The organism is Roseovarius sp. SK2 (assembly GCF_028807495.1).
GTDB lineage: Bacteria > Pseudomonadota > Alphaproteobacteria > Rhodobacterales > Rhodobacteraceae > Roseovarius > Roseovarius confluentis.
Genome location: NZ_JARAMK010000001.1, coordinates 546,529 through 559,199, shown reverse-complemented (window position 1 = coordinate 559,199; position 12,671 = coordinate 546,529). Strand labels below are relative to the sequence as shown.

Here is a 12,671-nt window from a genome sequence, read left to right as displayed (position 1 = left end):
CCGTATCCTCGAAGCTAGGGTCGCGGCCCACTGTCCCGTCCGGCCGCGCCTGTCTTGTTTTGCGCGCTTATAGGCCAGGATGGGCCTACTTGAAAGCGCCTATTTGCAAGGAAATCTGAGGCATTCGGCGCAGGATTGCGAGCGGAAAATCAAACGCGTCCCAAGCGGGTGGCTTTTTGCCTTCGAAAGTCCCCGCTGACGCGCGGTGACAGAGTTTGCGATTGAACTGGCCCGCGGTCGGGGAAACACTGGCCGCAACCCCTAGGCCGCGAGGATGCGCATGAACATCGCCCATTGGCTCCAGCGTCAGGCACAGGCAGGCGGGACCAAGCCGGCGCTGTTTCACGGCACGCGAAGCATCGCCGACTACGCCGGGTTTCACGCCCGCGCCGCCGCCTTCGCCGGCGGTCTCGTCGCGCGCGGCACCGGCCCCGGCCCCGGCGACCGCGTGGCGCTCTTCATGGCGAACCACCCCGATTATCTCGTGGCGCTTTTCGGCATCTGGATCGCCGGGGCCGTGGCCGTGCCGGTCAACGCCCGGCTGCACGGACAGGAAGTAACTTGGATCCTCGACAATGCCGAGGCGTCGCTCTGCATCGCAACCGGGGCGCAGGTCGAGGCGCTGGCGGCGACCGCCTGTCCGGTCGCCTCCCCGGACGAGGTCGCGGGCGATCCGCTGCCCCTCGTGCCACGCGCGCCGTCGGACCTGGCCTGGCTCTTCTACACCTCCGGCACCACGGGGTGGCCCAAGGGTGTGCAGATCACCCACCGGATGCTTCAGACGATGAGCCTTGCCTACCTCGCCTCGGTCGACGCGGTCAGTTCCGAAGACGCCACGCTTTACGCCGCACCGATGAGCCATGGCGCCGGGCTCTATAGCCTCGTGCATGTGCTGATGGGCGCCCGCCATGTGATGCCCGAAAGCGGCGGCGTCGACCCGCGTGAAATCCTCGACCTTGCGTCGCATTACGAACGGATGCACATGTTCGCCGCGCCCACGATGGTGCGCCGGCTGACCGATTACGCAAAAGCCGAAGGTCGCGACGGGACCGGCCTGCGCAGTGTCGTCTACGGCGGCGGGCCGATGTACGTCTCCGATATCGAGGCGGCGCTGGATGTGTTCGGCCCGGTTTTCATCCAGATCTACGGGCAGGGCGAGGCGCCGATGGCGATCACGTCGCTGAGCCGCGAGGACGTCTCGGCCCGGCGCGCCCTTGCCACTGTCGGCCGTGCCCAGGCTGGGGTCGAACTGCGCGTCGGCGACGCCGCGGGGCAAGCCCTTCGGCCTTGCGAGGTTGGCGAGATCATGGTGCGTGGCGACCTCGTGATGCCCGGCTACTGGCGCAACGAGATCGCCACAGCCGAGACCATTCGCGACGGATGGCTTTTGACCGGCGACACGGGGCATCTCGATCAGGCGGGATTTCTCACCCTTCAGGATCGCTCGAAGGACGTGATCATCTCGGGCGGCCAGAACGTTTATCCCCGCGAAGTCGAGGAGGCGTTGCTGACCCACGCTTCGGTTTCCGAGGTGGCCGTGGTGGGTCGTCAAAGCGCCGAATGGGGCGAGGAGGTGGTGGCCTTTGTGGTCCCGAAGGACGGCACACTGGACGAGCCCGCGCTCGACGCCCATTGTCTGGACCGGATTGCCCGGTTCAAACGCCCCAAGGCCTATGTCGCTGTCGATGAGTTGCCCAAGAACAACTACGGCAAGGTGGTCAAGACCGCGCTGCGAGAGCGTCTGGCGCAGAGTTGATGGCGCGGGCGGAAATTTGCAAATTTCCGCAGCATTTTCTTGCAAGAAAATGGACCAGGTTTGCGTAAATCCTGATCCGGAAAATACGTATTTTCCGGCCCGATTTCTGCGCAGAAATTGGTGGCTCAGCCGTCGTCCTTGTCCCCGGACAGTATCCGGTCCGCCTTCTTGCGCACCAGCACCGTCCGCAAGTCGTGCATCGCCAGCAGCAGGGCGTCGGTCACGTCCTCCAGTTGGTCGTCCGTGGCCCGCGACTGTGCCCAGTGGGTCGTCAGGTTCAGGTAATCCACCGCACGGTGAATATCGTCGATGTCCCGCTTGGCGAGCAGCTCGGTGCGCTCGTCCATCCACTGCTTGATGACCCGCGCGTCCTCGTCGCTGAGCTCCCTGTCACCATGGGGTTTGACCTGGCCGTTCTTGATGTTGATGACCGCGATCTGGTCCATCTCGATCCGCCGCTGGCGGTTCTCGGTGTCCACGCGAAACACGAAGGCCCCGTTCTCACGGACGCGGAAATAATAGTCTGGCAACTCGCCGCTCAAGCGGGTCTCCCATGCGTCTCGCGATGGTTCCGGTTAATCGCCTGACGCATTACGACAATTTCCCGCAAAAGTCCGCAATCCGGGCGCACGCCTCCTTCAGCGCGTCATCGGATGTGGCATAGCTGACACGGAAATAGGGCGACAGGCCGAACGCCGCGCCATGCACCACGGCGACGCCCGTCTCCTCCAGCAGCGCGGTCACGAAAGCCTCGTCACTGTCGATAACCGCACCATTCGCGCTGGTCTTGCCGATCAAGCCTTGAATGGACGGGTAAACATAAAATGCCCCCTCCGGCCGCGGGCAGGTGAGGCCCGGAATGCCATTCAGCGCGTCGACCACCAGGTCGCGGCGGTGGACGAACATTTCGTTATGCGGTGCCAGGAAATCCTGCGTGCCGTTCAGCGCCTCGACCGCGGCCCACTGGCTGATCGAGCAGGGGTTCGAGGTCGATTGCGACTGGATCTTGCGCATCCCGCCGATCAGCACCTCGGGCCCCGCGGCATATCCGATCCGCCAGCCGGTCATCGCATAGGCCTTGGAAACCCCGTTGCAGGTCAGCGTGCGCTCGTAAAGGCCCGGTTCGACCTGCGCAGGCGTGCAGAAGCGGAAATCGCCGTAGGCCAGATGCTCGTACATGTCATCCGTCATCACCCACACATGGGGATGCCGCATCAGAACGTCCGTCAGCGCCTTCAGGTCGTCCCACGAATACCCCGCGCCGGTCGGATTCGACGGCGAGTTGAAGATGAACCAGCGGGTCTTCGGCGTGATCGCCGCCTCCAGCGCCTCGGGTGTCAGCTTGAACCTGGTCTCGATCCCCGCCTCGACGATCACAGGCGTGCCGCCGGCCAGTGTCACCATGTCCGGATAGCTGACCCAGAAGGGCGCCGGGATCACCACCTCGTCGCCGGGGTTCAGCGTCGCCATCAGCGCGTTATACAGGATCTGCTTTCCACCCGAGGCGATGCTGACCTGAGAGCGCGTGTATTCCAGCCCGTTGTCACGCTTGAACTTGGCGCACACCGCGTCTTTCAACTCGGGAATGCCATCGGGCGCGGTATAGCGCGTCTTGCCGTCCTCGATGGCCCGAATACCCGCCGCGCGGATGTTTTCCGGCGTGTCGAAATCGGGCTCGCCCGCGCTCAGGCCGATCACGTCTTCGCCCGCGGCCTTCATTTCCAGCGCCTTGGCGGAAATTGCCATGGTCGGAGAAGGTTTCACGCGGGAAAGTGTCGCTGATAGCGGAGACATGTCGCACCTCTGGTGGTTTTTCGGCTGTGGTCTTCGTAGGTCATGGCTCGTATGCTAGGCAAGATGCTTTCGATGAGCCAAACCCCGGAAAGGAAGACCATGACCGCCGAGACGCAAAACGACTGGTTCGATCCCGATGCCACCACGTTCGGTGACCGGCTTGCGGGGGCACGCGAGGCGGCGGGCATGACGCAAAAGGAAATGGCGCAGCGGCTGGGCGTCAAGCTCAAGACCCTCCAGGGCTGGGAAGACGACGTGACCGAGCCGCGGGCGAACAAGCTTTCCACCGTGTCGGGCCTGCTGAACGTAAGCCTGCGCTGGCTGCTGATGGCCGAAGGCGACGGCCCCGAGGCCCCCGCCGACGCCGAGGACAACGCCGACGTGACCGCCATGATGACCGAGATCCGCGCCCTGCGTACGCAGATCGTCGGCAGCGCCGAACGCCTTGGCAGGCTGGAAAAGACCCTGCGCAAGGTGCTGCAGGACCGGGCCTGATCCGCGCCTTGACCGAATCTGCGGAAACACGGCTCAAGCGGCTGCGCATGCGGTCGATGCGGCGCGGCATCAAGGAGATGGACATCCTTCTGATGCGCTTCTCCGAGGCGCGTCTGGCCGCCCTGACGCCCGCCGAACTGGACCTCTACGAGGCGCTGCTGGAGGAAAACGACCAGGACCTTTACCAGTGGGTCACGGGCCAGACCGATCCGCCCGAACACCTGGCCCCGCTGATCGGGCAGGTCCGCGCCGTCTCCGCCGGCTGACGCAAGCCGCGAAATGCTTCGCATTTTACACTGTATTTGCGGCATTTAACCGATTATTCGGCTTTCTTTGTCACATCAGTCTCCGAGCAGTATCGCATGGAGACGAGGATGAGTTTTCAACAACAGGTACCGGCCGCGGTGCGGTCGGACGGATTCATGACAGGGTATCTCGATGCGCTGTCTTTGGTGGAGCGGCTGCACCGGCTGCTTCTGGATGTCATCAAGGACGAGTTCGAGCGGATCGGCGTGTTGGAGATCAACGCGGTTCAGGCGCTTCTGCTCTTTAACGTCGGCGACAACGAGGTGACGGCGGGCGAGCTCAAGACCCGCGGTTATTACCAGGGCAGCAATGTCAGCTACAATCTCAAGAAACTGGTCGAGATGGGCTACATGCACCACCAGCGGTGCGAGATCGACCGCCGCTCGGTGCGCGTCCGGCTGACGCAAAAGGGCCGGGGCATCCGGGACGTGGTCGCCGGCCTCTTCGAGCGTCACGCAGAAGGGCTGCAATCGCGCGGTGTCATCACCCTTGACGGCGTCGACCAGATCACCGGCGCTCTGCGCCGGGTCGAACGCTATTGGACCGACCAGATCCGCTATATCTATTGAGGCAGGCGCAGGCGCGCGGGCTGTGACGGCACGAGCCGGGACAGGTTCGGCAGTTGCAGCTCGCGGATCAGCTTGCGGCGCATGGCGGCGGCGAAATCGGCATGATCCTCCGCCACCTCGGCAAAGGCGCCGGGACCGTGCAGGATGAAGGCGCGGTAATAGCCTTCCAGCGATTTGACGTTATGCAGGTTCTTCGACGTGTTCGAGCGTGACTGCGGCCCGATGACCAAACCGTTGACCGTGATATCGCCAAGGTCGGTGTCGTTCAGGTCGCGCGGATGTAGCCCTATATTGGAGGGCCCGTCGCCCGAGATATCCAGCGTTCGGCGCAGGCAAGGATCCTGACGGTTCAGGGACGCCACGCCGAAAAGGATCGCCGCGCTGATCGCTGTCGTGGGATCGTCGCCATTGGCCTTGCGCGTCGCCCGCAGGCGGGAAGCGGCCTCGGCCAGACGCGCCGCGCTGTCGATCTCGGTCCAGTCCAGCAGCACGCGCTGGTCCTGCACCCCGCTCCATTCATAGATCATCAGGCGCACCGGCGCCTCGGGGACGGCCAGGAACGCCGCCTGCACGTCCGGCGCCAGCAGCGCTGCGGCCAGCCCGTCGGTCTGAAGCCGGTATTCACCCGCATCGACCGATCCCGACACATCCATTCCCAGCGCCAGTGCCTGCCGGCAGTCGGCCTGGCCCAGTCCCGGCGACGCCGTGGCACAGGCCAGCACCAGCGCGCGCAACCTCATCCGTGCGGTCCGGGCCGCGTCACGCTGCCCAGGATGATGTCGTTGATTTCACGGTAAAGCTTCCGGGTCATCGCCTCGGTGAACTCGTCGAACCCGTTGGCCACGACCAAGAACGCCCCCGGCCCGTGCAACACCTCGGCCCCGTACCATGTCAGCACGCTGGGGTCCTCGCCCAGCACCACCAGCCCGTTTACCGTGACATCCTGCATCGGGAAATGCCGGTAGGCCTCGCGCGGGCCATAGCGATAGTTGTTCACCCCGTCGCCCGACACGTCGATCACCCGCCGCTCGCAAGCCGGCGCCTGCTGCAGCAATTGCGCGCCATACCCCAGCGCCGGCCCCATCGAGGTGGGAAACTCGTCATGGCTGCGGCGCATCTTCAGCAAGGTCTCGACCGCCGCGTCGATCGCGGCGGGGCTGTCCAGCACCGACCAGTCCAGTTGCAGCTTGTGCTGGTAAAACCCCGACCACTCGTAGACCGCCAGCGCCACATGCCCCGGTGCGCCCCGCAGGATCGCGTGACGCACTTCCTCGGCATCCAATGCGGCGGCCAGCCCAACACGTTGCAGGTCGTACTCGGCGGCATCCACCGAAGAGGACACGTCCACCGCCAGCACCAGCGCCAGCCGGCAGCCCTCGGCCCCGGCCCGCATCGGGATCAGTGCCAGCAGCACCACGGCCAGGGCGCGCCACGCGCTCACTGCGTCAACGCCCGCAGACTGTCCCGCGCCGCGTCGTCCAGCGCGTCGGCCAGGGCAGGGGCGGTGGCCAGCACCGCCGCCGCGATCAGCGGAAGACGGTGCAGATCCATCACCAGTGTCCGGTACTTTCCATGCTGGACCACGGCTCGGCGGGCTCCAGCGCGTCACCCTCCTGCAGCAGCTCGACCGAGATGTTGTCGGGGCTGCGCACGAAGGCCATGCGCCCGTCGCGCGGCGGGCGGTTGATGGTCACGCCGTTGTCTTGCAGATGCTTGCACATGTCGTAGATGTTATCGACGCGATAGGCCAGATGCCCGAAATGCCGGCTGTCATCGGGCAGCTCATCATCGCCGTCCCAGTTGTACGTCAGTTCGATCGGACAGTCCTCCTGTCCCGGGGGCGCCATGAAGATCAGCGAAAAGCGGCCCTCTTCGCTGTCCATCCGCCGGGTCTCCTTCAGGCCAAGAAGTTCGTAGAAGGCCATGGATTTCTCCAGGTCCTTCACCCGGACCATCGTGTGCAGGTATTTCAGCGCCATAAGCGTGCGGCTCCTTTGATTTTGGATTTTCCCACCACAGTTAGCCGAAAGCGCCGCGCTGTCCAGAGCGGGGCAGGGCCCTCAGAATTCCGAGCGGATGCCGAAACTGACCGAGGTCTCGTCCACGTCGAACCGGCTGATGTTCGACTCCGTCGCCTCGGTATTCAGCGACACGGTGGGCACGAAGCCCATATAGCTCCAGTCCTGGAAACTGGCCGTGACCCCGCCGAAGGTGCTATTGTCGCTGCGTCCGCCGGGGACGGGGCCGATGATCCGGTACGTGTCATAGTCGACGATGCTGTGGCCCAGTTGAAAACTCAGCTTGGCGGGTCCGATCTCGCGCCCCATCGTGTAGCTGACAATCCCGGTCCATTGATCGCGTGCCTGGTTCACGCCGTCGGTGTCGGTGGTGCGGTAATTGAGGTACCCGCCGATGCGCGCGCCGTTCGCCAGCTTGTAACTCAGCTGTGCGAAACCCTCGTATTGCATGGCGTCATTATAGGGCCAGGTCTCGTCTTCCTGGAACTCGACCGCGCTGCCAAAGCTGAGGTGCGTGTTTTCGCCAAAGCGATTATGCCGTTCGACCCCAAGCCGTGCGAAGTCGTAGAGCGGGCTGTCGCCGTACCAGATGCGCCCTCCGGTGAGATCGAATTCCCACTGTCCACGCTTCGACGGGTCGACCAGGATATGGTTCAGCCCAACCTGCAACCGCGTGGAGGAAATGTCCGACCCGCTCAGCCCCGGCACGGCATTGTTGAACTTCACCTGCCGCGTATAGGCCCGCCCGGTCAGCCGTGTCATGAACCGCTCGCCATAGGCGATGCGATAGCTGCCTTGCAGATCGGTCGTGGCGACGATGCCGTCGATGGCCTGCGCGCTGGGCGACAACACGCCCACCACCGGCACGCCGTCGATGATGTTATAGGGGCTGTTGGACCCATTGTTGACGTTGTCCGACGGCGAGACCGAGAATTTCAGCTTAAAGTTCAGCGGGTTATGGGCGCGCACCGTGCGGAACGCCTTGATTGAATCCTTCCGCACCTCCTCGGTGGGGGCGTGTTGCACCGCGCGGCGCAGCCAGAACTGCGAAAGGGTCAACCGGTCGTCGGCATAGGCCATCTGCGAGGCCAGATGCGCCGCCTCGTATTTCTGCACCGGGGTCCGGGCCGTGTTGAATGCCTTGCGGGCGGATTTGCGGCCAAAGCCATAGGCCTTGACCTGCGCGAATGCCAGCGCCTGCGTGTAATGCGCCCGGCCATCGCGCGGGTTCGCCTGCAGCAGCCCTTCGCTCAGGCGATAGGCCAGTTTCGGGCGGTTCTGCTTGAGCGCCTCCACGGCCAGCGCCTGCGCCTCGGGCAGGGACAGTTCCACACTATCGGACGTATCGACACTGTCGGCCGGGGCCGAAAGCCCCCAGGCCGACAGCGCCGCAATCAGCGCCAGTGCGGCGGCTCCGCGTGCGTTACGGGTTCGTGCCGGCACAGCCCACGGCGTCTTGAACAGGTTGGCCACATTGATCGAGAACGAAGACACCATATTCCTCTTCCGAGTCGGCGCCCAGCACGACATCGTTTGGTCCGTCAAACTCTTCGAGGCGGATGATACCGGCCACGCCAGATGCGTTTGTGCCACCAAAGATCCCGCCATAGGAACCGATGCGCTGGCCGACGACGTTTTCTCCGGGAAACTCGCTGCTTTCGTATTCGACCGAACCCAGGAAGGTACCTTCGCTGTCGATCGGCGTGTTGATCAGCACGAGCGACGGCAAGGCGGTGCCGCCATCGACAAGCTGACGGTTGATGACGTTGCCTTCGACCGCACCGTCGGCAAAGTCGGCGTTCAGGAACACGCGACCGGTGACTTCGGCTGCCTGGGAGGGGACCAACTGGCCCGGAGTACCGGCGGGCACGGGCGCGAGATCTTCGCTGCTCCCGTCGCGATTGGTCACGCCCACATAGTTGCCTGCGTAGCTGACCTGTCCCGTTCCGGGAGAGTAGGCGCCGTCGCGTTCATAGTAGCCACCGCCGAAATAGCGGTTCCGGGGCCCGCCCGAGGCGGCCACACCGGCGCGGACGCCGGAGCCGTTATTCGCTTCGGCGGCGTAGGCCGTCACGTGTCGGTCAAGGGGATCGTCCTGGTACGTATAGGCCTGATAACCGTTCCGATCGAGCCCGGGGCGTCGCCGGTATGTGAGCGGAACGGGTGAGCCATCCTGCGTCAGGCCTGTCACCGTCATGGTCCCGGCGGTTGCGTTGAAGCTTATTTGGCCCACATCGCCGGCCAGCACCGTCGGGATGCCTGCGGCGGTGACGGGGTTGTCTTCGTCCCCGCCGTTTCCGGTTCCGGGGCCGGGATCCGGCGCCGCGGGGTCCTGGGTGAACGGGTTGCTGCCCCCGCCACATGCCAGCAGAAACGCTGGCAGCACGAGTGATGCCACGAAACGGTTCATGATGAGTACTGCCCTCAATATGTGTTCGTTTTTTCTTTGTTTTGCCCGAGATTCAGGGGGCTAGCGGGCAAAGTCAAAGTTTTTCTCATGGGCTGAAAGCGGAAAATCAGGGGGTGTTGCTTTGCAACCGCCACCCGATCTGGAGGATTGTTTGCACCGTCTCACAAGATATAGTGGGGTGCGACTCGCATTAGTTGTCCGCGCCCTGCAAATGCCCAAAGGCGGAAAGACCCGATGAAGCAATACCACGACGCATTGGCCCATGTGATGGCGCATGGCGTGCCCTCGACCGACCGCACCGGCACCGGCACGATCTCGGCCTTCGGTCTGCAATCGCGCTATGCCATGGCCGACGGCTTTCCGCTGGTGACCACCAAGAAACTGCACCTGCGCTCGATCATCCACGAACTGCTGTGGTTCCTCTCGGGCGAGACCAACATCGCCTATCTCAAGGAAAACGGCGTTTCCATCTGGGATGAATGGGCGGACGCGGATGGCGATCTGGGCCCGGTATACGGCCACCAGTGGCGCCACTGGCCCGGCCCGGTGGGCGAGATCGACCAGATCGAAACCCTGATGGAGATGATCCGCGAAACCCCCGACAGCCGCCGCCTGATCGTTTCGGCCTGGAACCCGGGCGATGTGCCCGACATGGCGCTGCCGCCCTGTCACACGCTCTGGCAGGTGCGCATCGCGGGGGGCAAGCTGCACCTGCAACTCTACCAGCGCTCGGCCGACATGTTCCTGGGCGTGCCGTTCAACATTGCCTCTTACGCGCTGCTGCTGCACATGCTGGCCCATGTCACGGGCTACGAGCCCGGCGATTTCGTGCACAGCTTCGGCGACGCGCATATCTATTCCAACCATGTAGACCAGGTGAAACTGCAACTCTCCCGCACGCCCAAGCCTTTGCCGACGCTGCAGATCACCCGTGACGTCAAATCGATCTTCGATTTCCGTTTCGAGGATTTCGAGATCACCGGCTACGATCCCGACCCGCATATTTCCGCGCCGGTGGCGGTCTGATGATCTCGCTTGTGGTGGCGACCGACCGCAACCGCGCCATCGGGCGGCAGGGGGGTATTCCGTGGCACATCCCCGCCGACCTCAAGTTCTTCTCGCGCGAGACCACCGGCACCGCCTGCATCATGGGTCGCCGCACGTGGGAAAGCCTGCCCGAACGCTTCCGCCCCCTGCCGAACCGCCTGAACCTGGTCGTGTCCTCGGGCACGCCCGACGGCGCCGAGCACGTCCACCGCTCCATCGACAGCGCCATCGCCGCCGGGCACGCCGCCGGCTACGCCCATATCTGCGGCATCGGTGGGGCGGGGATCTACGAGAGCCTCTTGCCCCGCGCCGACCGACTGGTGATCACCGAGGTCGACCTGGCCGTCGAGGACGCCGACACGTGGTTCCCGGAGTATGATGCGTCGGAGTGGGATGAAACCGTGCGGTTTGTGCTTCAGGAAGAGGGGCCGCGGTGTGAGGTGGTGGAGCTTTTGCGCAAACGCTGACCACGCGTCCCGCCCGGCTCTGCCGGGCCGCGCCCGACCTCCCCCCGGAGGGCGCGATGGTGAGGTCCTTCGCCCTATGACCGGCGTGCGGTCTTGTTCGCGGCACATTGACCACCCCGGCCAAAGCGCCCTCCAGGTCGGGCGCGTCCCGCCACAGCCTTTGTCCAGGCATCCGCACCAATCGCTTTAACATTAGAAATTGACAGACCCCGGCCATCGCGTACCATATCTGGTATCCGTGGGACGGGCCGAAAAAAATTTATAACGAACGAGGACCTTATGCGCATTCTCAAACCCATTTTGGTCGCCCTGGCCGCGACCGTCACCGCCGGGCCGGCGCTCGCCGATGGCAAGCTTTATCCTTATCATTCCAAGGAAAACTATTGTCCCGGCGGCCTGCAACCGGTGTCGCTTGGCGGCATGATCTCCTGCGGCACCCCGAACCAGTCGCAAAGCTATCGTCAGGTCATGCAGCACCCGGTGCCGAAGAAAAAGCACTATGTCCACAAGGCGCGCCGCTCCTACAACTGTCCCGAAGGGCAGAAGGGCTGTTTCTGAGCTGCAACAGGCGGACCCGGAAGTTTGGAAAAGGGCGTACGCCGCGTGCGCCCTTTTTTCGTGCCTTATCAACGCCCCGAAATCCACAGCGTATATCCTGCGTATATACGGGGGCTATACGTGCTGTCGCAAATCTGTTACATCCCAGGTGCAGTCAACGACAGGAGCAGCCCCATGTTCAGGCATATCACCGGCCTTGCGCTGATCGCCCTCGGCGCCACGCCCGCGGCGGCGACCAGCCCGATCGCGGACATTCTCTGCGAACCCAGCCACACCCTGACGCAAAAGCTGTCGCGCCAGTTCGGCGTGACGCGCTTTGCCCGTGGCACGCAAGGGCCCGATCAGGTGATGGAGGTCTGGACGGATGAGAGCGGCGGCTGGACGCTCGTGGTGGCCTATGCCACCGGCACGTCCTGCATCGTCGCGATGGGGGAAAACTGGGATAAAGTTCAGGCCGAGAACCCGGCCTGAAAAAGTGCTGCGTCGCCAGGGCCTGCGGCGGGATCAGACCGCTTTGAGGTTGACCGCCATGGGACGACCGTCGCGGCCGTCCTGAAGCTCGTATTCGACCTTCTGATCGTCGGCCAGGCCGGTCATGCCGGATTGTTCCACCTGGCTGATATGCACGAAGACGTCATTGCCGCCTTCTTGAGGGGCGATGAAGCCATAGCCCTTTGTCGTATTGAACCATTTCACGGTGCCGGTCGGCATTCCGCTTCTCCTTCTTGCCGTTGTCTTTCCCGGCTAAGCCGGGCTGTGCCGCCAAGGGCCCGCGTTCCCGCATGTCGGCCCAAAGGCCGCGGGACGCAGAACCAAGACCACGTACAAGAAGATTGGGCGCATCACGTAAAAAGCAAGTGAAACACGCCGCATGGATGCTTAGATAGGGGTGAACTGATGAAAACGTGAGCGGAGCGAAAATGATCCTCTACGGGCTGAAAAACTGCGATACTTGCCGCAAGGCGCTGAAATCCTTGCCGAATGCCGAGTTGCGCGATGTCCGCGCCGATGGCGTGCCCGCCGATGTCCTCGCCCGGGCGCATGGACAATTCGGCGCAGCCCTGCTGAACACCCGCTCCACCACCTGGCGTAGCCTCGGCGAGGCCGAGCGCGCAGGCGATCCGCTGGACCTGCTCGCCGCGTATCCCACGCTGATGAAACGCCCGCTGATCGACGACGGCGGTACACTCTACCTCGGCTGGGGCAAGGACGTGCAGGCCGCGCTGGCCTGACAGGCAAAGGAGACAGACC

General features: G+C 63.9%; 17 protein-coding genes. 9 read left to right on the top strand and 8 right to left on the bottom strand.

What is annotated here, in order from left to right:
• Positions 1–280 precede the first annotated feature (280 nt).
• Positions 281–1,756: a class I adenylate-forming enzyme family protein gene (locus PVV74_RS02775; RefSeq protein WP_274592145.1), complete on the top strand. Its 1,476-nt coding sequence runs from the start codon at positions 281–283 to the stop codon at positions 1,754–1,756.
• Positions 1,757–1,881: 125 nt separating this feature from the next.
• Here the strand turns inward: PVV74_RS02775 and PVV74_RS02770 are convergent, their stop codons facing one another.
• Positions 1,882–2,298, bottom strand: a complete 417-nt coding sequence (locus PVV74_RS02770) for a hypothetical protein (protein ID WP_274592144.1) — start codon at positions 2,296–2,298, stop codon at positions 1,882–1,884.
• Between the two features lie 49 nt (positions 2,299–2,347).
• Positions 2,348–3,550 carry a pyridoxal phosphate-dependent aminotransferase gene (locus PVV74_RS02765; RefSeq protein WP_274592143.1) on the bottom strand — a complete coding sequence of 401 codons (1,203 nt, stop codon included), beginning with the start codon at positions 3,548–3,550 and terminating at the stop codon, positions 2,348–2,350.
• Between the two features lie 99 nt (positions 3,551–3,649).
• On the opposite strand from PVV74_RS02765, the gene PVV74_RS02760 reads away from it, so the two are divergent.
• The 3 genes from PVV74_RS02760 to PVV74_RS02750 all read left to right on the top strand — a co-directional run bounded on the left by PVV74_RS02760 (position 3,650) and on the right by PVV74_RS02750 (position 4,920).
• Entirely contained in the window at positions 3,650–4,045 is a 396-nt protein-coding gene (locus PVV74_RS02760) for a helix-turn-helix domain-containing protein (protein ID WP_103761900.1), read from the top strand.
• A gap of 8 nt (positions 4,046–4,053) precedes the next feature.
• Positions 4,054–4,311: an FAD assembly factor SdhE gene (locus PVV74_RS02755; protein WP_274592142.1), complete on the top strand. Its 258-nt coding sequence runs from the start codon at positions 4,054–4,056 to the stop codon at positions 4,309–4,311.
• A gap of 108 nt (positions 4,312–4,419) precedes the next feature.
• Positions 4,420–4,920, top strand: coding sequence for a MarR family winged helix-turn-helix transcriptional regulator (locus PVV74_RS02750; protein WP_103761649.1), 501 nt, complete (start codon positions 4,420–4,422; stop codon positions 4,918–4,920).
• On the opposite strand, the gene PVV74_RS02745 is transcribed toward PVV74_RS02750, so the two are convergent.
• The 5 genes from PVV74_RS02745 to PVV74_RS02725 form a co-directional block, all read right to left on the bottom strand.
• Positions 4,914–5,660 carry a DUF1194 domain-containing protein gene (locus PVV74_RS02745; RefSeq protein WP_103761648.1) on the bottom strand — a complete coding sequence of 249 codons (747 nt, stop codon included), beginning with the start codon at positions 5,658–5,660 and terminating at the stop codon, positions 4,914–4,916. The genes PVV74_RS02750 and PVV74_RS02745 overlap by 7 nt on opposite strands.
• The gene (locus tag PVV74_RS02740) at positions 5,657–6,361 is read right to left on the bottom strand and encodes a DUF1194 domain-containing protein (protein WP_245890380.1); all 705 of its coding nucleotides are present in this window, start codon (positions 6,359–6,361) and stop codon (positions 5,657–5,659) included. The genes PVV74_RS02745 and PVV74_RS02740 overlap by 4 nt, the downstream gene beginning before the upstream one ends.
• Before the next feature lie 109 nt (positions 6,362–6,470).
• The gene (locus tag PVV74_RS02735; protein ID WP_274592141.1) at positions 6,471–6,899 is read right to left on the bottom strand and encodes a VOC family protein; all 429 of its coding nucleotides are present in this window, start codon (positions 6,897–6,899) and stop codon (positions 6,471–6,473) included.
• 81 nt (positions 6,900–6,980) lie between these two features.
• Positions 6,981–8,435, bottom strand: a complete 1,455-nt coding sequence (locus tag PVV74_RS02730) for a surface lipoprotein assembly modifier (protein ID WP_274592140.1) — start codon at positions 8,433–8,435, stop codon at positions 6,981–6,983.
• Complete coding sequence (locus tag PVV74_RS02725) at positions 8,362–9,348, bottom strand: thymidylate synthase (RefSeq protein ID WP_274592139.1); 987 nt, start codon at positions 9,346–9,348, stop codon at positions 8,362–8,364. Before PVV74_RS02725 ends, PVV74_RS02730 begins: the two co-directional genes overlap by 74 nt.
• A 234-nt stretch (positions 9,349–9,582) precedes the next feature.
• Here PVV74_RS02725 and PVV74_RS02720 point away from each other — a divergent pair, with 234 nt between their 5' ends.
• The 4 genes from PVV74_RS02720 to PVV74_RS02705 all read left to right on the top strand — a co-directional run bounded on the left by PVV74_RS02720 (position 9,583) and on the right by PVV74_RS02705 (position 11,891).
• On the top strand, positions 9,583–10,374 hold the full coding sequence (locus tag PVV74_RS02720) for a thymidylate synthase (RefSeq protein ID WP_274592138.1): 792 nt from the start codon (positions 9,583–9,585) through the stop codon (positions 10,372–10,374).
• Positions 10,374–10,862: a dihydrofolate reductase gene (locus PVV74_RS02715; protein WP_274592137.1), complete on the top strand. Its 489-nt coding sequence runs from the start codon at positions 10,374–10,376 to the stop codon at positions 10,860–10,862. The genes PVV74_RS02720 and PVV74_RS02715 overlap by 1 nt, the downstream gene beginning before the upstream one ends.
• A gap of 279 nt (positions 10,863–11,141) precedes the next feature.
• Complete coding sequence (locus tag PVV74_RS02710; RefSeq protein WP_274592136.1) at positions 11,142–11,420, top strand: hypothetical protein; 279 nt, start codon at positions 11,142–11,144, stop codon at positions 11,418–11,420.
• 174 nt (positions 11,421–11,594) lie between these two features.
• A complete protein-coding gene (locus tag PVV74_RS02705) occupies positions 11,595–11,891 on the top strand; it encodes a hypothetical protein (protein WP_274592135.1) in 297 nt (98 codons plus the stop codon).
• Positions 11,892–11,924: 33 nt separating this feature from the next.
• Here the strand turns inward: PVV74_RS02705 and PVV74_RS02700 are convergent, their stop codons facing one another.
• Positions 11,925–12,131 carry a cold-shock protein gene (locus PVV74_RS02700; RefSeq protein ID WP_103761643.1) on the bottom strand — a complete coding sequence of 69 codons (207 nt, stop codon included), beginning with the start codon at positions 12,129–12,131 and terminating at the stop codon, positions 11,925–11,927.
• A 209-nt stretch (positions 12,132–12,340) separates the two neighbouring features.
• Here PVV74_RS02700 and PVV74_RS02695 point away from each other — a divergent pair, with 209 nt between their 5' ends.
• On the top strand, positions 12,341–12,652 hold the full coding sequence (locus PVV74_RS02695) for an arsenate reductase family protein (protein WP_274592356.1): 312 nt from the start codon (positions 12,341–12,343) through the stop codon (positions 12,650–12,652).
• Positions 12,653–12,671 lie beyond the last annotated feature (19 nt).

Bases quoted from the DNA above. Each gene is read 5' to 3' on its own strand.
- PVV74_RS02775 (WP_274592145.1), top strand. From the start codon at position 281: ATGAACATCGCCCATTGGCTCCAGCGTCAGGCACAGGCAGGCGGGACC.
- PVV74_RS02765 (WP_274592143.1), bottom strand. From the start codon at position 3,550: ATGTCTCCGCTATCAGCGACACTTTCCCGCGTGAAACCTTCTCCGACC.
- PVV74_RS02760 (WP_103761900.1), top strand. From the start codon at position 3,650: ATGACCGCCGAGACGCAAAACGACTGGTTCGATCCCGATGCCACCACG.
- PVV74_RS02750 (WP_103761649.1), top strand. From the start codon at position 4,420: ATGAGTTTTCAACAACAGGTACCGGCCGCGGTGCGGTCGGACGGATTC.
- PVV74_RS02745 (WP_103761648.1), bottom strand. From the start codon at position 5,660: ATGAGGTTGCGCGCGCTGGTGCTGGCCTGTGCCACGGCGTCGCCGGGA.
- PVV74_RS02735 (WP_274592141.1), bottom strand. From the start codon at position 6,899: ATGGCGCTGAAATACCTGCACACGATGGTCCGGGTGAAGGACCTGGAG.
- PVV74_RS02730 (WP_274592140.1), bottom strand. From the start codon at position 8,435: ATGGTGTCTTCGTTCTCGATCAATGTGGCCAACCTGTTCAAGACGCCG.
- PVV74_RS02725 (WP_274592139.1), bottom strand. From the start codon at position 9,348: ATGAACCGTTTCGTGGCATCACTCGTGCTGCCAGCGTTTCTGCTGGCA.
- PVV74_RS02720 (WP_274592138.1), top strand. From the start codon at position 9,583: ATGAAGCAATACCACGACGCATTGGCCCATGTGATGGCGCATGGCGTG.
- PVV74_RS02715 (WP_274592137.1), top strand. From the start codon at position 10,374: ATGATCTCGCTTGTGGTGGCGACCGACCGCAACCGCGCCATCGGGCGG.
- PVV74_RS02710 (WP_274592136.1), top strand. From the start codon at position 11,142: ATGCGCATTCTCAAACCCATTTTGGTCGCCCTGGCCGCGACCGTCACC.
- PVV74_RS02705 (WP_274592135.1), top strand. From the start codon at position 11,595: ATGTTCAGGCATATCACCGGCCTTGCGCTGATCGCCCTCGGCGCCACG.
- PVV74_RS02700 (WP_103761643.1), bottom strand. From the start codon at position 12,131: ATGCCGACCGGCACCGTGAAATGGTTCAATACGACAAAGGGCTATGGC.
- PVV74_RS02695 (WP_274592356.1), top strand. From the start codon at position 12,341: ATGATCCTCTACGGGCTGAAAAACTGCGATACTTGCCGCAAGGCGCTG.